Source organism: Stenotrophomonas sp. 220_Sma, from assembly GCF_056487375.1.
In genome coordinates, this window is the sequence record NZ_CM151348.1 from 1,677,157 (window position 1) to 1,694,858 (window position 17,702).

Annotated in this window: 18 protein-coding genes and 2 tRNA genes; 14 read left to right on the forward strand and 6 right to left on the reverse strand. The window is 64.4% G+C overall.

The window, feature by feature from the left end; genetic code table 11:
- The first annotated feature begins 25 nt into the window (after positions 1-25).
- Genes kdsB through pgsA form a run of 5 tightly spaced genes read left to right on the forward strand, consistent with a single transcriptional unit; the run spans position 26 to position 5,179 of the window.
- Entirely contained in the window at positions 26-799 is a 774-nt protein-coding gene (gene kdsB, locus ACZLIB_RS07910; protein ID WP_478469547.1) for a 3-deoxy-manno-octulosonate cytidylyltransferase, read from the forward strand.
- The gene (locus ACZLIB_RS07915) at positions 796-1,284 is read left to right on the forward strand and encodes a low molecular weight protein-tyrosine-phosphatase (protein WP_032128907.1); all 489 of its coding nucleotides are present in this window, start codon (positions 796-798) and stop codon (positions 1,282-1,284) included. Before kdsB ends, ACZLIB_RS07915 begins: the two co-directional genes overlap by 4 nt.
- Positions 1,281-2,693 carry a hypothetical protein gene (locus tag ACZLIB_RS07920; protein ID WP_478469549.1) on the forward strand — a complete coding sequence of 471 codons (1,413 nt, stop codon included), beginning with the start codon at positions 1,281-1,283 and terminating at the stop codon, positions 2,691-2,693. The genes ACZLIB_RS07915 and ACZLIB_RS07920 overlap by 4 nt, the downstream gene beginning before the upstream one ends.
- Complete coding sequence (gene uvrC / locus ACZLIB_RS07925; RefSeq protein ID WP_132809760.1) at positions 2,690-4,534, forward strand: excinuclease ABC subunit UvrC; 1,845 nt, start codon at positions 2,690-2,692, stop codon at positions 4,532-4,534. The genes ACZLIB_RS07920 and uvrC overlap by 4 nt, the downstream gene beginning before the upstream one ends.
- Positions 4,535-4,552: 18 nt before the next feature.
- Entirely contained in the window at positions 4,553-5,179 is a 627-nt protein-coding gene (gene pgsA, locus ACZLIB_RS07930; RefSeq protein WP_012510614.1) for a CDP-diacylglycerol--glycerol-3-phosphate 3-phosphatidyltransferase, read from the forward strand.
- A 75-nt stretch (positions 5,180-5,254) separates the two neighbouring features.
- Here pgsA and ACZLIB_RS07935 read toward each other — a convergent pair whose 3' ends face one another.
- The gene (locus ACZLIB_RS07935) at positions 5,255-5,542 is read right to left on the reverse strand and encodes a DUF7710 domain-containing protein (protein ID WP_478469550.1); all 288 of its coding nucleotides are present in this window, start codon (positions 5,540-5,542) and stop codon (positions 5,255-5,257) included.
- A 109-nt stretch (positions 5,543-5,651) separates the two neighbouring features.
- Here ACZLIB_RS07935 and ACZLIB_RS07940 point away from each other — a divergent pair.
- Positions 5,652-5,727: transfer RNA gene (locus ACZLIB_RS07940), tRNA-Gly, on the forward strand.
- 135 nt (positions 5,728-5,862) lie between these two features.
- On the opposite strand, the gene ACZLIB_RS07945 is transcribed toward ACZLIB_RS07940, so the two are convergent.
- Positions 5,863-6,150: a hypothetical protein gene (locus ACZLIB_RS07945; RefSeq protein WP_478469551.1), complete on the reverse strand. Its 288-nt coding sequence runs from the start codon at positions 6,148-6,150 to the stop codon at positions 5,863-5,865.
- A 21-nt stretch (positions 6,151-6,171) separates the two neighbouring features.
- Complete coding sequence (locus ACZLIB_RS07950; protein WP_478469552.1) at positions 6,172-6,567, reverse strand: hypothetical protein; 396 nt, start codon at positions 6,565-6,567, stop codon at positions 6,172-6,174.
- Between the two features lie 514 nt (positions 6,568-7,081).
- On the opposite strand from ACZLIB_RS07950, the gene ACZLIB_RS07955 reads away from it, so the two are divergent.
- From ACZLIB_RS07955 to ACZLIB_RS07970, 4 genes are all read left to right on the forward strand, one after another.
- Entirely contained in the window at positions 7,082-8,188 is a 1,107-nt protein-coding gene (locus tag ACZLIB_RS07955) for an NAD(P)/FAD-dependent oxidoreductase (protein ID WP_478469553.1), read from the forward strand.
- Between the two features lie 157 nt (positions 8,189-8,345).
- The gene (locus tag ACZLIB_RS07960; RefSeq protein WP_049399935.1) at positions 8,346-8,663 is read left to right on the forward strand and encodes a helix-turn-helix domain-containing protein; all 318 of its coding nucleotides are present in this window, start codon (positions 8,346-8,348) and stop codon (positions 8,661-8,663) included.
- Entirely contained in the window at positions 8,656-9,939 is a 1,284-nt protein-coding gene (locus tag ACZLIB_RS07965; protein WP_049399936.1) for a type II toxin-antitoxin system HipA family toxin, read from the forward strand. The genes ACZLIB_RS07960 and ACZLIB_RS07965 overlap by 8 nt, the downstream gene beginning before the upstream one ends.
- Positions 9,940-10,053: 114 nt before the next feature.
- Positions 10,054-10,129 (forward strand) — tRNA-Gly (locus ACZLIB_RS07970).
- A gap of 67 nt (positions 10,130-10,196) precedes the next feature.
- Here ACZLIB_RS07970 and ACZLIB_RS07975 read toward each other — a convergent pair.
- A complete protein-coding gene (locus tag ACZLIB_RS07975) occupies positions 10,197-10,544 on the reverse strand; it encodes a hypothetical protein (protein WP_071228372.1) in 348 nt (115 codons plus the stop codon).
- Between the two features lie 190 nt (positions 10,545-10,734).
- Between ACZLIB_RS07975 and ACZLIB_RS07980 the strand changes: the two genes are divergently transcribed.
- The 4 genes from ACZLIB_RS07980 to ACZLIB_RS07995 are packed head-to-tail and all read left to right on the forward strand — an operon-like array spanning position 10,735 to position 14,984.
- Positions 10,735-12,198: an efflux transporter outer membrane subunit gene (locus ACZLIB_RS07980; RefSeq protein ID WP_478469555.1), complete on the forward strand. Its 1,464-nt coding sequence runs from the start codon at positions 10,735-10,737 to the stop codon at positions 12,196-12,198.
- Entirely contained in the window at positions 12,195-13,334 is a 1,140-nt protein-coding gene (locus tag ACZLIB_RS07985) for an ABC transporter permease (protein ID WP_414578612.1), read from the forward strand. The genes ACZLIB_RS07980 and ACZLIB_RS07985 overlap by 4 nt, the downstream gene beginning before the upstream one ends.
- A gap of 10 nt (positions 13,335-13,344) precedes the next feature.
- Entirely contained in the window at positions 13,345-14,073 is a 729-nt protein-coding gene (locus tag ACZLIB_RS07990) for an ABC transporter ATP-binding protein (protein ID WP_049399942.1), read from the forward strand.
- Positions 14,070-14,984, forward strand: a complete 915-nt coding sequence (locus ACZLIB_RS07995) for an HlyD family secretion protein (protein ID WP_049399943.1) — start codon at positions 14,070-14,072, stop codon at positions 14,982-14,984. The genes ACZLIB_RS07990 and ACZLIB_RS07995 overlap by 4 nt, the downstream gene beginning before the upstream one ends.
- Positions 14,985-14,994: 10 nt before the next feature.
- Here the strand turns inward: ACZLIB_RS07995 and ACZLIB_RS08000 are convergent, their stop codons facing one another.
- Positions 14,995-15,438, reverse strand: a complete 444-nt coding sequence (locus ACZLIB_RS08000; protein WP_478469556.1) for a hypothetical protein — start codon at positions 15,436-15,438, stop codon at positions 14,995-14,997.
- Positions 15,439-17,694 carry a T6SS immunity protein Tdi1 domain-containing protein gene (locus tag ACZLIB_RS08005; protein WP_478469557.1) on the reverse strand — a complete coding sequence of 752 codons (2,256 nt, stop codon included), beginning with the start codon at positions 17,692-17,694 and terminating at the stop codon, positions 15,439-15,441.
- Positions 17,695-17,702: the final 8 nt, after the last annotated feature.

Here is a 17,702-nt window from a genome sequence, read left to right on the forward strand (position 1 = left end):
TAACGAGCCTGCCGAGTACCGCCCCATGACCGAATTCGTCGTCGCCATCCCGGCCCGCTATGCCGCCTCGCGGCTGCCGGGCAAGCCGCTGCGCCCGCTGGGCGGTGAGCCGCTGGTGCTGCACGTGGCGCGTCGCGCGCTGCAGGCCGGTGCCGGCGAGGTCTGGGTCGCTACCGACGATCAACGCATTGCCGACGCACTGTCCGGCCTGGCCGAAGTGAAGGTGGCGATGACCGCCACCTCGCATGCCTCCGGTACCGACCGCCTGGCCGAGTGCGCGCGCATCGCCGGCTGGGCCGATGACACTGTCGTGGTCAACCTGCAGGGCGACGAGCCGTTCGCGCCGGCTGCGGGTATCCGCGCGGTGGCCCAGGCACTGGTTGAAGGCAATGCGCCGATGTCGACCCTCGCCACGACCGTCGAAGACGCGCATACCCTGTTCGACCCGAACGTGGTGAAGCTGGTGCGCAACGTGCGCAACGAGGCGATGTACTTCAGCCGCGCCCCGATCGTCTGGCACCGCGATGGCTTTGCACGCAGCCGTGACACGCTGCCGGCCGGTCACAACTGGCTGCGCCACATCGGCATCTACGGCTATCGCGCCGGTTTCCTGCAGCAGTTCGCGGCGATGCCGCCGGGCCAGCTGGAGCAGATCGAATCGCTGGAACAGCTGCGCGTGCTGGAAGCGGGTTTCCCGATCAGCGTGGCGATCTCGCCGGAACCGTTCCCGCCGGGCATCGACACGCCCGAGGACCTGGAACGCGCCGAAGCATTGCTGCAGACGCTGGCTGCCCGATGAAGCTGCTGGTCGTCTGCCTCGGCAACATCTGCCGTTCGCCGATGGCCGAAGGTGCGCTGCGCGCGCGCCTGGACGCTTCGCCGCTGGCTGGTCGGGTGCAGGTCGATTCGGCCGGCACCGGCGACTGGCATGTGGGCGAGCCACCGGACCGGCGAGCGATCGCCTGCGCGGCCGGGCATGGCGTGGACATCGGCGGCCTGCGCGCGCGCCAGCTGCAGGTCGCGGATTTCGACCGCTTCGACTGGATCCTGTGCGCCGATGAGGCCAACCTGCGCGATGCGGGTCGCCTGGCGACACCCGCCCAGCGCGAACGCCTGGCGCTGTACCTGCCGTGGTCCGGCGGGCAGGGCAGGGGTGCGATCCCGGACCCGTACACCGGCGGCAGTGAGCATTTCGAACAGGTCTGGACATTGGTCGACGATGCTGCAAAACGTGCCGTGGCACGACTGTTGCATGACGCCGACTCCGGCATAATCGGGCCATGAACGTCCAGCCCGTCCCGGACCTGCCCGAGTTCGCCACCTGGCTCAACGCCACCCCCTGCACCCTGACCGAACTGCGCGGTCGGCCGGTGGCGCTGTTGTTCGTCAACGCGGCTTCCGCCTGGAGCGCGCAACGCCTGGCCGAGTTCGGCCAATGGCTGTCGCGCCACCCCGGCAAGCTGCAGCCGCTGGTGCTGCAGGTGCCGCGCTTCGATTTCGAACGCGAGGCCGGCGCCGCATTGAAGCTGCTGCGTCGCCAGGGCCTGACGATGCCGGTCCTGCTCGATGCCGACTGGGATGGCTGGCGCCGCTTCGGCATCACCGCCTGGCCGACCCTGGTGCTGCTGGATGCGCAGGGCCGCGAACAGCAACGGTTGGTCGGGCAGGGGGCACCCGGTGAGCTGGAGCGTGCCTTGAACGCGCTGTGCGAAGGCGCACCGTCGGCGCCGCCGCGTGGCGGCAGCGAACTGCACCCGGAACCCCGCCAGGCGCTGCGCTTCCCGCTGGGCCTGGCAGTCAGTACCGAACGGCTGTACATCGGCGACAGCGGCCATCACCGCATCCTCGAATGCAGCCATGGTGGTCGCATCCTTCGCCAGTTCGGGCTGGGCACCGCCGATTTCATGGACGGCAACCTCGCCGAAGCCGCGTTCCACCGCCCGCAGGCGCTGGTGCTGGAGCGCGATTCGCTGTACGTCGCCGACACCGGCAACCACGCGGTGCGCCGCATCAACCTGCTGACCGGGATCGTCGACACGCTGTGCGGCAACGGTCGTCCCGGTGCACCGATGGAAGGGCCGGTCGCGCAGGCGCGGCAGGTTGCGCTGGACCATCCGGTCGGCCTGGCCATCGCCGACAATCAGCTGCACATCGCCATGGCCGGCGACAACCGCATCTGGAGCTACCACCTGGGCCAGCGCAGCCTGCAATGGCGCGCGGGCAGTGGTTCCATCGACGAGCGTGATGGCAGCGGGCATCTGGCCGCCTTCGCCCAACCCACCGCGTTGGCCGTGGTGCAGCAGGTGCTGTACGTGGCTGATGCGTTGGGATCTTCAGTGCGTGCACTGCAGCTGCGCGGCGACCTGGTGCAGACCCTGGTCGGGCAGGGGCCGTGGCGCTTCGGCAGCGAAGACGGTCCGCGTTCGGACGCCAGCCTGCAGTTCCCACAGGCGATCGCGCTCAGCCCGGATGCGCCGCTGTTGTGGATTGCCGATACTGGCAACGGCCGCCTGCGCACGCTGCGCCTGGGCGGTGGCGAACTGACCACCCAGCCGTTGCCACGACGCCTGCATGGCCCGGCGGGGTTGGCGGTAGGCGCCGGTGCGGTGTGGATCGCCGAGACCGACGCCCATGCCGTGCTGCGATTCGACCCGGATAGCGGCGTGCTCAGCGAAGTCCCGATCAGCGAATGACAGACGTTCCCGCCCCGGCCTTCGACGGCAAGGCCTTCGCGGCCCAGCTCAGTACCGCCCCTGGCGTGTACCGCATGTACGCCGCCGACGACACGTTGCTGTACGTGGGCAAGGCGCGCGCGCTGCGCAACCGTGTCGGCAGCTATTTCAACGGCAGCCCGAAGAACGCGCGGATCATGTCGATGATCTCGCAGATCACGCGCATGGACGTGACCGTGACGCGCTCGGAAGCCGAGGCGCTGCTGCTGGAAAACCAGCTGATCAAATCACTGTCGCCGCGTTACAACGTCTCGCTGCGCGACGACAAGACCTATCCGCACGTGCTGCTGACCCGAGAGGACTGGCCGCGCATCGCGCTGCATCGCGGCCCGCGCGCCATTCCCGGCCGCTATTTCGGGCCGTATCCCGGCGTCACCGCGGTGCGTGAAACGCTGAACCTGATGCACAAGCTGTTCAAGCTGCGCAGCTGCGAGGACAGCGTGTTCCGCAACCGCTCGCGGCCGTGCCTGCAGTACCAGATCGGTCGCTGCAGCGCGCCCTGCGTGGAGCTGGTGCCGGCGCCGGACTACGCCGAGTCGGTGCGTCGCGCCGCACTGTTCCTGGAAGGCAAGAGCGACGAGCTGACCCGCGAACTGGGCGAGCAGATGCAGGCCGCCAGCGAGGCACTGGAGTTCGAGCAGGCCGCGCGCCTGCGCGACCTGATCTCCTCGCTGCGCAGCATGCAGACCCGCCAGTACGTGGATGGCCGTGCCGCGGATCTGGACGTGCTGGCGGTGGCCATGCAGGGTTCGCAGGCCTGCGTGCTGCTGCTGGCTTTCCGCGATGGCCGCAACCTCGGTACCCGCCCGTTCTTCCCACGCACCAACGGTGAAGAAAGCCCGGAGGAAGTGCTGGCCGCGTTCGTCTCGCAGTACTACATCGAATTCGAGCCGCCGCGCGAGATCCTGTTGGACCGCGAGATTCCCGATGCCGACCTGCTGGTCGCCGCGCTGTCGGCCTCGGCCGAGCGCAAGGTACAGCTGAAGTGGAACGTGCGCGGCGAGCGTGCCGGCTACGTGGAGCTGGCCAGCCGCAACGCGCAGCTGACCCTGGCGACCGAACTCAACAGCCGCAACGCGCAGCACGCGCGCAGCGATGCACTGCGCGACATGCTGGGCCTGGCCGAGCCGGTCAAGCGTGTTGAATGTTTCGATATCAGCCACACCATGGGTGAGGCCACCGTGGCCTCATGCGTGGTGTTCGACGCCGCCGGTCCGGTGCGCGCGCAGTACCGCCGCTTCAACATCAGCGGCATCGAGCCGGGCGACGACTACGCCGCCATGCGCCAGGCCATCGACCGCCGTTTCCGCCGTGCGGTGGAAGAGCAGGGCGTGCTGCCGGACGTGCTGCTGATCGACGGCGGCGCCGGCCAGTTGGCCCAGGCCCAGGCCGCGCTGGCCGACCTGGGCGTGGAAGGCGTGTTGCTGGTGGGCGTGGCCAAGGGCGTGGAACGCCGCGCCGGCCACGAAGCGCTGGTGATGCCCGATGGCCGCGAGCTGCGCCCGGGCGCGGCCAATCCGGCGCTGCAGTTCATCCAGCAGGTGCGCGATGAGGCGCACCGCTTCGCCATCACCGGCCATCGCGGCCGCCGCCAGAAGGCGCGGATGACCAGCAAGCTGGAGGACATTCCCGGTATCGGGCCGCGCCGCCGCGCCAGCCTGCTCAAGCATTTCGGCGGCCTGGTGGGCCTGAAAGCCGCTGGTGAAGCGGAAATCGCCAAGGTGGAAGGCATCAATGACGCCCTCGCGGCACGTATCTACGCTAACCTGCACGGGTTGGCCACGCCTGATGCGGCCGAGTAGAGAGAGAAGCACCCAAGCATGAAGTTGACCCTGCCCACCTGGCTGACGTTGTTGCGGATCGTGATGATCCCGGTGCTGGTGCTGGTGTTCTACCTGCCCTACACCTGGACCAACTTCGCTTCGGCGGCGATCTTCGGCCTGGCCGCGATCACCGATTGGCTCGACGGCTGGATCGCACGCCGTTACCAGCTGGAATCGGCCTTCGGCGCCTTCCTCGACCCGGTCGCGGACAAGCTGATGGTGGCGGTGGCGCTGTTCCTGATCGTGCAGGGTCACCCGACGCCGTGGATGGCGTTCTGGGCGGCAGTCATCGTCGGCCGTGAAATTGCGGTATCGGCGCTGCGCGAATGGATGGCCGAGCTGGGCCAGCGCGCCAAGGTGCGCGTGGCGATGATCGGCAAGGTCAAGACCACGGCGCAGATGGTCGCGCTGCTCTGCCTGCTGTATTCGGTGGCACCGAACGTGCCGGTGGAAGACATCTGGATGGGCTGGCCGGTGTTCCACATCGGCGACTGGACCCTGGCGATCGCCGCGGTGCTGACCCTGTGGTCGGGCCTGCAGTACCTGCACGCCGCCTGGCCGAGCCTGCGCGATGACGAGCGCGCTGCGCGCGAGCGTGCGCGTCAGAAGAAGCTGGGCAACTGAGCCCCGGGGTCGGATCCCTTTCCGCAGGAAAGGGCTCTGACCCCATCGATGCGCCTATCCACGCATGGCGTGGATCTACTGGGGTATGCCGTCTTCGACATGTACATGCTCCATTGATGCACATGTGAACCCTCCGATGAAGAGGGCTTCGCATTGCTCTGGGCGCTTGGGCATGAAGGTGCCCAAACGCAGTGCTTGGTCGTACGCGCCTTCATTCAATGGATAGCGGGTCAGTACGCCTGTCAGGGAGTGCTTGGCGGCCCAAGTCAGTCCCGACTCCCGGCTGACGAAGACACCTCCGGCGAAGCGCGCGCCTGCGCCATGGAAGACCCAGATGCCATGGATTTCGGTGTTGATGTTCATCTCCTTGGTAGATCCACGCCATGCGTGGAATCGACATTTCAGTGACTTCGTGAGGCCCCGGAAAAGCACTTGACGCCACTTCCAGAACAGGTAGAATTTCGCCTCCCAAGCGGGAATAGCTCAGTTGGTAGAGCGCAACCTTGCCAAGGTTGAGGTCGCGAGTTCGAGTCTCGTTTCCCGCTCCAGATTCAAGAAGAACGCTCCCGCAAGGGGGCGTTCTTCGTTATGGGCCATCAAAGTGCCCTGAGGTGATTTCGACCGGGTCTGAGAGTTGCTCGATGTGGTGTCCCCAACATCCGGCCTGTCAGGCCGGTCGATCATCATCGCGCACCAGACTTGGTCCTTGGCTCGCGAGGCTTGGTGTCCTCCAGAAAAATTTTCATCCATGCATCCATGACGCTGAAGACATCAATGTCGAATTCTGGAACTTCAGGATTCTCATGCCACCAAATCAGGCCATCCGAATCACCATGGTTGTCGGCGCTTACTGCGACATAGTCTCCGCCGCCGTTTGAGAATACGGTGATCCAACCTGCTGCAAAGGAGTCGTCTGACTCGTCGACCAGTTCGGAGATCCGTGACTGGTCGCCAAGGCGTTGCGGGCCCATGGAGCGTGCAGGAAAGAAGGTTTATCCGTCGTGCACTTCGCGATAGAAGTCCTGCAGTCTCCTGGGCAGATGCTTGAACTCGAAGGTCTCTGCGGCTTCACCTTCGACGGGCTTTCCCCCTACGTAGTAGTAGAGACCATCTCCGTCGTGAAAGATGTACGCCAATTCAACTTCATCACCTAGTAGCAGTGCTGTGCCCAGCAGGCAGTCGTTGAACAGTGCAATTGTCGATGGGAATTCATTGGAGAATGAGCTCCAGCCAGCAGGAAAGACCGGGGCGACGTCGGGCCTGAGTCCGAAGTTCTCCCAGCTTCTGGGCAATGCGACATCTTGAGGTACATCATCGAGTGAAAGACATACCTTGTGATGGGGGAATGTATTGCCAAGGTCCTTGGCAATGTCATCAAGCGTAGTCATGTAATTCTTCCTGCAGCGACCCGAAATAATTTCCTGTAAACCAATCGTCCTGCTGATCGATAAATCCGGCTGTCTCGAAGTTTTGAATAAGCATCTGCTCGGCCTCTTGGCAGTGCGCTCATTCCGAATGGCTTGTCGTACGTTGCTATGCTGGGCGGAAAGGGGCCATACAAATAGTCCGAAAAGACGCAGCAAATGCCCATGTTCGAATCTAATGTGACCAGGACATTTCCGGGCGACGAGGAGGGGCCTGTCAGCCTTTGGAACAGTGCCAGTCCTCCGACGCAGATCGGTCGATGCCGGAGGGAATAGACCAGTTGGTAGAGCGCAACCTTGCAAGGTTGAGGTCGCGAGTTCGAGTCTCGTTTCCCGCTCCAGATTCAAGAAAAACGCTCCCGCAAGGGGGCGTTTTTCGTTTGCGTCCAACGCGCTTCATTGCCACTTCACCGTCGCTCCATCGCCCCACCACATGAAGGTTGGATGCTGCATCCTTCGTTCCAAGGGTGACGCCGCGATGCTTCATCAATCCTCCGCCTACGACCACGATGTGGTCATCGTCGGCGCCAGTTTCGCCGGTGCCGCCTGCGCGCTTGCCGCTGCCCAATACGGCCTGCGCGTCTGCGTACTCGAACGCAAGGCCGACCCTGGCGAGCGCCTGCACACCACCGGCATCGTGGTGAAGGAGGTGATGGAGCAGACCTGGCTGGGGCGAATGCCGGAACACCTGGTGCAACGCGTTGCCAATGTGCGTCTGTATGCGCCGAACCTGCGCAGCGTGCTGCTGGCAGCACCGGGCTATTACTTCCTCACCACCGATACGCCGAACCTGATGCGCTGGCTGGCCAGCGAGCTGCGAGCGAACGGCGTGGACCTTCGCCTGCAGCAGTCCTTCACCGACGCACATCGCAGTGGTGACGGCTGGCTGGTGGAAGGGGGAGGGCGGTGCGCCTACCTGGTCGGCGCCGATGGCGCGCGCTCACGCGTTGCCCAGCGCACCGGCCTCGGCCAGGTGCGTGACAACCTCTACGGCGTGGAACGTGAGTTCGCCGGTCTGCAGTTGCCGCAGGGTGACGCACTCCATTGCTTCGTCAGCAAGCGCTTTGCACCGGGCTACATCGGCTGGGTCGCGCAGAATCCAACCGGCCTGCAGGTGGGATTGGCGCTGCGTCACGATCCGCAACAGGTGCGGCCGCCGGACATCGATGGCTTTCTTGAGCACGTGCGCGATGTGGTCGGCATTCCGCCTGCGGCGCGTCCCTCGGCCACCCGCGCCGGCCTGGTGCCTTGCGGCCGGCCGGATGGGCCGTTCACCGGCCAACGCGTGATCCTGACCGGCGACGCGGCGGGCATCGTCTCGCCATTGTCCGCCGGGGGCATCCACTCCTCGTGGCGGCACGGCTGGGCGGTCGGCGAGGCGATTGCCCGTCATCTGCGTGGCCAGGGGCCGGAAGCGGAACGGGTGGCGCGGCAGGTGGCGCCGGCATTCCATGGCAAGCGCCTGCTGCGCTGGGCGATGGATCATTTGCAGGCCGATTGGCCGCTCAATGCACTGCTGCACACGGCGACCACGCGGCGCATCGCCGAGCAGGTCTACTTCCATCGCCGTGGCCTACGCACGTGATTCGCAATTCGATGGCCATCTAATTCCATTATTCTGTATTTATTTGCGCAAATACGCATATAAGCCACAAAATTAGGGAATTAAATTCATTGAACAGGGGTGGTGCCGATCCTATAATTTGGGTGACAACTGGCATGGGAAGAGGGTGGTGAGCGCTATGTTGGATTTGGGCTTCAGCAAGCCCGGCGAGGTTGTCAAGCGACTCTGCGAGCGCTTGCGCACAGAGCGCATGGCGTTGGGCATGACACAGTCGGATCTGGCCGGGCGTGCCGGCATTGGGACCAACACCGTGTCCAACCTGGAGGCCGGGCGCAATGTTGGCTTCGAGGCGGTGGTCCGCGTGGCGATGGTCCTTGGTCGGATCAACGAACTCGAAGGCCTGTTCCAGCCAAAGCTGGACAGCATCGAAGACATTCGGCGCTACGAAGAGGCCGCGAATCGCCTGCGGACGAAGAGGAAGCCCCGCAATGCCTGAGCAAGTGAATGTCTTCTACGAGGGGTGGGGAGAGCGATGGCTCTGGGGAACGCTGGTCTCCACCACCGCCCTGACCGGTCGCCCGCTGATCGCGTTCGAGTACAGCAACGAGGCCAGGCAAAGGGGGCTGGAGCTGTCTTCGTACAAGCTGCCGCTGGCCGGCCCTCCGTTGCGGCGGGATTTTCCGGACCATCAACTGCAACTGCCCGGGCCCGTGTATGACGCCTTGCCAGACGGCTGGGGCATGCTGCTGATGGACCGCATGTTCAGGCGCCGAAGGATCAGCACAGCACGCATCGGCCCGCTCCAGCGTTTGGCCTGCATCGGTGGCAACGCGATGGGGGCCATGACGTTTGAGCCTGTGGCGCCCGAGGGCGAGGCGCCGCAGGTCCACGTCCCGCTGGAGCAGCTTGCCGCCGAAGTGCAGGAGGTGCTCCGGGGAGAAGGTGGCGAATTTCTGCAGACCTTGCTGCTGGTGGGCGGCTCACCCCAAGGTGCAAGGCCCAAGGCACTTGTCTATCGCGATCCGCAGTTCGGTGGGTTCACCACGGCCGCCGAGCCAGGGTTCGAAGCCTGGCTGGTCAAGTTCCCGGCCAGAGAAGAGCATGCCGAGGTGTGCGCCATCGAAATGGTCTACGCCGAGTGCTTGCGCAGGTGCGGCATCGAGACCCCGGACACGCAGTACTTCAGCCTGCCCAATGGGCTGGCCGCGTTCGCCAGCAAGCGCTTTGATCGCCACGATGGGTTGCGTGTACCCATGCAGAGTCTTGCCGCATTCACGGGCGCCAACTACCAGACGGCGGGGTCCTTGGACTATGTCAACTTCCTGCGCGCGACCCAGCTGTGTACCAATGACGTGCGGCAAATGGCCGTGGCCTTCGAGCGTGCGGTCTTCAACGTCGCCTTCAACAACCGGGACGACCATCCGAAGAATTTTGCCTACATCATGTCGCCGGATGGGCAATGGCGCTTGGCCCCGGCCTACGACGTGACCTTCTGCGAAGGACCCAACGGATATCACCAGATGGACGTCATGGGGGAGGCACTGGCGATTTCCCGTGCTGACATGCTTCGGCTTGCCGAGGAAGCAGAAGTGCAGCAGGGTGACGCCAGTCTGGCGATTGACAGCATCTGCGAGGTGGCCAGCCAATTCACCGAAATCGCCAACGGCATGTATTCAAGCGTTATTGCTCAAGACACCTTGAGCATGATCCAAGGGCGTATCAACGAGAACGTGGCTCTGCTGCGGCAAGTCCGGCCTGGCCTGCGGACCTGAGGCCCGGGCGCAGGGGCCTGAACGCCCCCCTTCACTTCACCTGAAAATTCCTGTTGACGCCGTGCAGCAATATCGACACAATAGCGCTCCTTCGACGCAGGTCGAACGGAATCTGCGGGAATAGCTCAGTTGGTAGAGCGCAACCTTGCCAAGGTTGAGGTCGCGAGTTCGAGTCTCGTTTCCCGCTCCAGATTCAAGAAGAACGCTCCCGCAAGGGGGCGTTTTTCGTTTGTCACACCGGTTGCACCACCGCCGCGCTAGCGTGCCTTGCCGGGCAGGGCGCTGCACCAGGTCCGGGCATCCTGCCGGTGGAAACCGGGGCAGCGGTTGTCCTGCGGGATGTAGACGTAGGGAGCGTCATCTTCGTAGGTGAAGTGGTAGTAGTAGGTCCGGTCCTTCCCGTACAACCAGTAGTTCGACGAGCCCTGGTTGATGGCATACGGCTCGAACGTGAAGATCGAGGATTCGGCGGGAATGAAGTTGCTGCGCTCCATCAGTAGCAGCGTGGCGTTCGAGACCAGTGGCGTGGTCAGGACGAGCACGATCACACCGACAGTCGCTGTCGTGATCGAGCCAATCAGCAGCCAGCAGCGGGGACGTTTCACGGTCGGGCAGCATCGAAGCAAGACAATGCCGCAATGTGCAATACGCTGTGAAAGTCGTCCAGTGTTCCGTGCCGGGAACGCATTGAAAGCGTAGTGAAAGACTGGGTCGGCGTTGCCTGAACCGCACGCGTGCTGTGACCTTTTTCGGACGATTTCTCCATGTTCGCTCCACAATCGCACGGTAGCCTTCATGCTCCTTCTACACGTTGGCGGGCTGGTGGTCAGGCGTATCACTTCAGTGGCAGTGCCCAAGGCCGGGCACCGACTCTCCCTGCATGCAGTGCTGCGCCCTGGTGCGTTGTTGGCAAGCCTGGCCCTGGCCGGTTGCATGTCGGTGCCTGTTCCGGACCTGCCTGACCGCACGCCCAGCACCTGGACCCAGGTGCCGCAGGGCCAGGGCGTGGCAGTGGATGCCAGACAGTGGTGGAAAGTGCTGTCCGACCCGGCACTGGATGGCCTGGTCGACCAGGCCATCGCTGGCAATCTGGACCTGCAGCAGGCTACGCTGCGCCTGCAGGCCGTTCGGATCGTCGCCGGCACTTCCGACTCGCGTTTCCTGCCGGAAATCTCGGCCAGCGCCAAGCAGGTGCAGGACGCCGCCGCCGTCGATACCTACTTCCATGCCGGCATCGAAGCGATCTGGGACCTGGGCCTGTTCGGCGCCGCCGAGAGCGCGCAGTTGAGTGCGCAGGCTTCGGCCGGCAATGCCGAGGCGCTGCGCAACGCCGCGCAGGTGGCGGTGATTGCCGACGTGGTGCGCAGCTATCTGGACCTGACCGTTGCACAGGCCCAGCAGGACCTGCTGGCCCGCCAGCAATCGGTGGATGACCGCGGCGAGCACCTGGCCCTGGTCCGCCAGCGCCTGCGCCTGGATGAGCCCGGCGAACTTGATCGCCTGCGTGCACGCCAGGCCGCCACCCACGCCGCCACCGCACAAGCCCGGGAAAACGCCGACAACGCCGCCCGTGCGCTGGCATTGTTGCTGGGCCGTGATGGCCCGGATCCGGCTTGGCGCGCCTATCGCTCGCCGCCGAAGCTGGGCACGTTCTCCCTGCAGCAGGTACCGGCCGATCTGCTGCGCCACCGCCCGCAGATTCTGCTGGCCGAATCTGAAGTGATGCAGGCCGCGGCCAGCAAGGGCTCCGCACGCGCTGCGATGTATCCGCGGGTCAGCCTCGGTGGCTCCATCCTGTACGCGTACAACCTCACCCAGAACGCCCGCTCCAACTCCGACTCCAGTCCCTCGATCGGCCCGTACGTCGATATCCCGCTTTGGGATTGGGGCCAGCGTCGTGCGCGCTTCAATGCCGATGAAAAGCAGCTGGATGCTGCACTGCTCGGTTACCGCAAGGCGGTACTGGAAGGCGTGAGCGAAGTGGAGGGCGCGCTGGGCAGCCTGGCGCGCCAGGACAGCAGCATCCAGTCGCTGCGTGCGGCCAATGATGCCGCCGGCCAGCAGGTCAAGCGCCAGGCACGGCAGGTGCAGCTGGGCCTGTCCAGCGAGTTCGATGGACTGGATACGCAGCGTGCCGCGCTCGCCTCGCAGGCTGATCTGATCGGTGCGCAGGGCGCACGCGTGCTCGCGTTTGCTTCGCTGTACCGCGCGCTTGGCGGTGCACCGCTGCCGGCTGAGGGTGAGGGCGAACAGCAATGATCGCGCTGGCCCGCAAGACCCTGGCCTATGAGTGGCGCCGGTTCCTGCCGGTAGTGCTGGCGATGTGCTTCGCTGGCGTGCTGCTGATCGTGCAGGCGGCGCTGGTGCTGGGTATCTTCGGTACCGCCGCGATCTACGTGAAGGCATCGTCGGCTGATATCTGGGCCGGTTTCCCCGGCACCCAGAGCGTGAACTACGGCCATGCAATCAGTGCGGATGTGGAAAGCCACCTGCGCATGGATCCGGATGTCACCCGCGTCGAACCCTACGAGTGGGTCGATGGCGAATGGCGTTCCAGCGCGCAGGGTACCGGCAACGTGTCGGTGTACCTGTCCGGCATCTCCACCCAAGGCGACGCGATGATGTTCGCGCGCATCCTGCCCGCCGACCTGCGCGCGCAGCTGCGCGAACCCGGTGCGGTGATCGTCGATAGCGCCGATCTGGATACGCTGGGCGTGGACCTGCAGAACAACCGTGCGTGGATCAATGGCAAGGCGGTGCGCGTGGTCGCGGCACAACCGGGCCTGCGTGGCCTTGGTGGAGTCAACGTGCTGGCCTCGCTGGATACCGCGCGCGCCATCGCGGGTACCGATCCGCACGAGGGCAGTACCTATTTCGTGGCGGGCCTGCGTTCGCCGGACCTGGCCGACCGTGTGCGCGACCGCCTGGCCACGTCGATGGGGCAGGCCACGCCGGTCGAGTTCTGGACGGCACCGGAGTTCGCCAGCCGCTCGCAGCAATACTGGCTGTTCGATACCGGTGCCGGCATCGCAGTGCTGTTCATGGCGGTCATCGTCTGCTTTGTCGGCGCGGTGATCACCAACCAGTCGTTCGCTTCGGTGGTGGCCGGTTCGGTGCGCGAGTACGCCACGCTCAATGCACTCGGTGCCGGTCGCTATGCGCTGGCGCGGGTGGTGTTCGAGCAGGCGCTGCTGATCGGCGGCGTGGGCATGTTGCTGGCGGCGGCGTTCAGCACCGTCGTGCTGTTGATCGCACAGACCCAGCGCGTGCCGGTGCAGCTGACGCCGATGGTCATCATCGGCTGCGTGGCACTGGTCGCGGTGATGGCCATGCTGTCGAGCATCATGGCGGTACGCAGTGTCGTCCGCTCCGATCCATCGTTGCTGCTGCGTTGAGGAGCGGCCGATGACTTCCATACGCGCCGTCGCCCCGACCCTGCAGGCCGATGCACTGGAAAAGGGCTTCATGTCCGGCGATGTGCAGGTGCCGGTGCTGCGCGGCCTGTCGCTGGACATCTATCCCGGTGAACTGACGCTGGTGTCGGGCCCCTCCGGCTGCGGCAAGAGCACGCTGCTGTCGCTGCTGTCCGGCTTGTCATCGCCCGATGGCGGTCGCGTGCACGCGCTGGGCCAGGACGTGGGCCACATGACCCGCAGTGAAGTGGAGCGCTTCCGCCTGCACCATGTCGGCTTCGTGTTCCAGGGCTTCAATCTGTTCCCCGCACTGACCGCACTGGAACAGGTGCAGCTGCCGCTGGGCTATCGCGGCATGAGCAATCGCGAAAGCGAACCGCTGGCCCGCAAGGCATTGGACGAGGTGGGCCTCAGCCACCGCAGCCACATGCGACCGGCGCAGCTGTCCGGTGGTGAGAAGCAGCGCGTGGCCGTTGCGCGCGCCTTCGCCAAGTCGCCGACGCTGATCTTCGCCGACGAACCCACCAGCGCGCTGGACGCCGAGAACGGCCAGCGCGTGATCGACATCCTGCATCGCTACGCACGTGCGCACGGCGCCACCGTGCTGTGCGTGAGCCACGATCCACGCCTGATCCGGCATGCCGATCGGGTGATCGCCATGGAAGACGGCATGGTCCGTGATGACCGCCGCCAGAACGAAACTGTAGAGTCCGCCCCATGACCAAGACGTTGCACCTGCTTCCCTTCAGCCTGGTACTGTCCGCGGCGCTGCTGCTCGGCGCCTGTTCCAAGGACGCGCCTGCCCAAGCACCTGCAGATAAAGCCGGCACTGCCACCGCCGGAAAGGTCGCGGTGGCGCGCGGCATCATCGACGTCGAGGGTGGCCTGATCGCGCTGGCGCCGCCGGTGGATGGCTCGATCACCGCCGCGCCGGTGAAGGAGGGTGCCACGGTGAAGAAGGGACAGTTGCTGCTGTCGCTGGATGGCGCCCTGCTGCAGCAGGAAGTGGCGATGGCCACCGCCGATCTGGCCCTGGCCAACGACCGCCTGAAGGGCAGCCAGGCGCAGTTGCGCGAACTGGAGCGCAACGCCACCCGGCTGTCCACCGGCGCCAGCGAAGGCGTGTCGTCCAACCAGCAGGCCGATGCGGCCAAGCAGCAGCTGGCCGGCGTACGTGCCGATGTCGATGTGGCCGGTGCGCAGGTCGACATGGCCCAGCACAAGCTGGAGCACGCCAGACTGAAACTGCAGCAGATGTCGCTGAGCGCGCCGGAAGCCGGCACCGTGGTCGGCCAGGTGCCGGGCCTCGGCGCCTTCGTGCAGGCTGGCAAGCCGGCGATCTCGCTGCTGCCGGCACGCCCGCTGCAGGTGCGTGCAGAACTGAGCGCCGCCTATGCCGATGCCGTGCAGGTGGGCATGAAGGCCACCGTCGTGCCGGACAGCGATGGCGCCGAGAACACCGGCTCACTGCCACCCGCGCGCGTGGTGCGCATCAGTCCGGTGTTCGCGCAGGCGCGCCTGCCTGAAGATGCCGGGCGGGGCGTGGCCAAGGTGGTGGAGTGCGTGCTGGAGTTCGACGGCGCGGCCAAGGCGCGCTTCGGCCAGCATGTGCGGGTGGAGTTCCGGAAGTAGGGCTCGGGCCTCAGTTCCCGAGCCAACGTCGTAGGCGAGGCCAGAGTGAGGCCGGCACAACCACGAGCAGTGCAAGCAGCAGGAGGGCGCTCATGCCGAGCAGCCAGTTCGAATGGACGTCGCGCACGGGGGATTGATGCATGGCAGCCAAGCCCCATAGGACGTTCCACCCCAGCCATGGAATGAGGCTGATCAGGATCCGCAGCCACAGGCGGCGGAACCGCCATGGCTGCACAGCCAGGCCCAGCGCTGTCATTTCCACGAGGACGATCAGCGCGAACGTGATCACCGAGCCGATGGGATAGGGCAGTGTCCCGGACTCGGTGTGACGCAGTTGCCAGTAGTCTGGCTTGAAGCCGGCATGGATGAGCGCGCAGACGAGCAGCAGCCACACAACCAGTGCGAACTGCCAGAAGCCTCTTGATGCTGCAGGGGGCTGGGAAGAGGATTTCATCTACTGGGTCAGGTAACCCTGCCGCCTCCAGAAGTTCATCGCGAACGCATCATCTCGCGCGAAGTACGGGGCTTCTCCGCTCAGCAGGTCAGCATTCGCACTGCGCATTTCCCTCGCGCCACGCTTGTAGATACGCAGTGCGCCTGCCAGTTCAGCCCCTCCAACGGGATCCAGTTGAGCCGGAGAGTCCTCCAGATCCTGGTCGGCCTTGTAGCGGATTCGGACGCGCTCACTGCCATCCATGCAGGTTTCAACGTCGAAGTAATAGCTCTCGATCACGCTCGTGCCGTCAGGCTGATTCAGTTCGCGAGACAGGCGAAGTGTAGGTTCCACTGGATCTGGTCCCTGCTCCTGTTGGCGAAATGCCGCATGACAGTGACCGATCCAGAATCCGCACCGGTCATCATCGTCATAGTTGTCGTAGGGCTGGCAGATCTCCAGCGCAAGAAGATCCTTGATCTCGCTCGCTGGAATGATCTCCGCGGTCCAATGGCGGCTGGACGCCCCTTCCTGCAGAAATTGCCAGGCTTTTAGGACGAGTGAAACGTGGGCGGGCGGGATCTCATGCGCTTCCACTCGCGCCCATTCGCTCTGGTCGCTATTGACATCACTGCAGATGTAATTCCAGAGACCCCAGCCAGTCTCGGGCCTTCGTCCCTTGAGGCGATCAATTATTCCGACAGATGTCTCAACCCGCTCCATGACGAAGCGTGCGGCGATATTCCTTGATGGGTCTTCCATCTGCATGATGTAAGAGGGGGCGCCAGCATCCTCGATGTCCGCTCGTACTTGAAGTGAGAGGCCGTCACGATGGAAATCATAGCCGCAGATATTCATCGGAAGCATGTCTTCGGCGCAGATCCGCAGGAAGTTGTCTGGACTGATAGTGCCGTCGCCAAACAGATTCACTGTGCATAGCAGCGGGTCCGGCGCTGACAGGCCCTCCGCACGGATGACGCTCTTTCCGGCAGTGAGCCTTTCCAGCATGGCTCCCGCGTCCAATGACCAGAAGCTGTCCGGATCCTCGGATTCGCGTGACAGACAGTCGGGTTCGATGATCTGCTCAATTCCGTCGTCAGTGATGGCTTCGTCGTCCATCCGACGCACGCAGTGAACCGAGCCATCGAATTGCATGGAGTAGTCGGTTTGAATGAGAACCGCTGCCTCGGTGTTCCCAACGACGTGCAGTTTCCCATGGTTGTAGTCGCCCCAGAACAGCTCGCGGACCCGTAGGTTGCCGCCTACGCGGATTTCCTGTCCGCCGACGATGGCATTGGTTGTCGTCAGGTCGCCCGAGACAAGCAGTCCGCATGCGCCGTCGGTTTCAAGGCTGTGAACATGGCGTGTGATCTCTGCATTGCCGCGAACCAGAATGAAACGGATGTACGCACCAAGATCCTCTTCCGGCCACGGGGCCAGCGGGTCGTCGAGATCCAGTGTGTCCAGCTTGAGATCGCCATCAACTAGGAGAACCAACTCATCGGGATCACCCCAGACGTAGTGCTCTGGTGCGTATGTTGAGTCCTGCGGTACCTCAGCCTTTATGTCGGCGTATCGGACGACCTGAAAGGGGCATTCCGGAGAAAGGTGAGCAACGATTTCCTCGGGTGTCGGTACGGGCGGTTGTCGCATGACGGCGACGAGTTCGCCATGCGACGCTTCACGGAAGAGCTGGAACTCGACAAGCTGGGCCAGTATCGAGAAGTGCACGGGTGCCTCAACCACCTGCAGTGAGTCCAGTTGCGCGACGCCTCCCAATCCGAGTGCAGGGAAGAATCCGTAGCAATGTCCTACACCCAAGGGGCCTTGCGCCAGCACTGCTGCATCGAACATTGGATGGCCGTCTTTGTCGACCAAGTCCAACCTCTCTTCAGGGAGCCGGAAGACGGAAGTTGCATCTCCGCCGATATCACCTGGCGAGAATCTGTCCTCCGTCAATCGCCTGCAGAGGACTGAGCCGCTCAAGAGATCGATCTGGCCCGGACCGTACTGCGTATGCACGAAGTAGATGGTGCCGAACGCAGAGTAAGCGTAGGCGAGTGTGTCCTCTGGAGCGAGATCCGGATCGTGCCGTAACGCCAGCTCCATCACCATTGCGAGATCCTGCGGATGGCATAGCTGGATGCGGCCGCCTCTGAAGACTGATCGCCCGCGACGGATCAGCAGGTCGCGAATCGCAGCTGGTATTACGTTTTCGAGTGCGTCAACTTCTACGTTGCTGAGGGGGGCAGAATTCAAAAGGCTCGATTGCTGCATGGACGGTC

Bases quoted from the DNA above. Each gene is read 5' to 3' on its own strand.
- ACZLIB_RS07920 (WP_478469549.1), top strand. From the start codon at position 1,281: ATGAACGTCCAGCCCGTCCCGGACCTGCCCGAGTTCGCCACCTGGCTC.
- ACZLIB_RS07995 (WP_049399943.1), top strand. From the start codon at position 14,070: ATGACCAAGACGTTGCACCTGCTTCCCTTCAGCCTGGTACTGTCCGCG.
- ACZLIB_RS07950 (WP_478469552.1), bottom strand. From the start codon at position 6,567: ATGACTACGCTTGATGACATTGCCAAGGACCTTGGCAATACATTCCCC.
- kdsB (WP_478469547.1), top strand. From the start codon at position 26: ATGACCGAATTCGTCGTCGCCATCCCGGCCCGCTATGCCGCCTCGCGG.
- uvrC (WP_132809760.1), top strand. From the start codon at position 2,690: ATGACAGACGTTCCCGCCCCGGCCTTCGACGGCAAGGCCTTCGCGGCC.
- pgsA (WP_012510614.1), top strand. From the start codon at position 4,553: ATGAAGTTGACCCTGCCCACCTGGCTGACGTTGTTGCGGATCGTGATG.
- ACZLIB_RS07980 (WP_478469555.1), top strand. From the start codon at position 10,735: ATGCTCCTTCTACACGTTGGCGGGCTGGTGGTCAGGCGTATCACTTCA.
- ACZLIB_RS07935 (WP_478469550.1), bottom strand. From the start codon at position 5,542: ATGAACATCAACACCGAAATCCATGGCATCTGGGTCTTCCATGGCGCA.
- ACZLIB_RS08000 (WP_478469556.1), bottom strand. From the start codon at position 15,438: ATGAAATCCTCTTCCCAGCCCCCTGCAGCATCAAGAGGCTTCTGGCAG.
- ACZLIB_RS08005 (WP_478469557.1), bottom strand. From the start codon at position 17,694: ATGCAGCAATCGAGCCTTTTGAATTCTGCCCCCCTCAGCAACGTAGAA.
- ACZLIB_RS07915 (WP_032128907.1), top strand. From the start codon at position 796: ATGAAGCTGCTGGTCGTCTGCCTCGGCAACATCTGCCGTTCGCCGATG.
- ACZLIB_RS07965 (WP_049399936.1), top strand. From the start codon at position 8,656: ATGCCTGAGCAAGTGAATGTCTTCTACGAGGGGTGGGGAGAGCGATGG.
- ACZLIB_RS07985 (WP_414578612.1), top strand. From the start codon at position 12,195: ATGATCGCGCTGGCCCGCAAGACCCTGGCCTATGAGTGGCGCCGGTTC.
- ACZLIB_RS07960 (WP_049399935.1), top strand. From the start codon at position 8,346: ATGTTGGATTTGGGCTTCAGCAAGCCCGGCGAGGTTGTCAAGCGACTC.
- ACZLIB_RS07990 (WP_049399942.1), top strand. From the start codon at position 13,345: ATGACTTCCATACGCGCCGTCGCCCCGACCCTGCAGGCCGATGCACTG.
- ACZLIB_RS07945 (WP_478469551.1), bottom strand. From the start codon at position 6,150: ATGGGCCCGCAACGCCTTGGCGACCAGTCACGGATCTCCGAACTGGTC.
- ACZLIB_RS07955 (WP_478469553.1), top strand. From the start codon at position 7,082: ATGCTTCATCAATCCTCCGCCTACGACCACGATGTGGTCATCGTCGGC.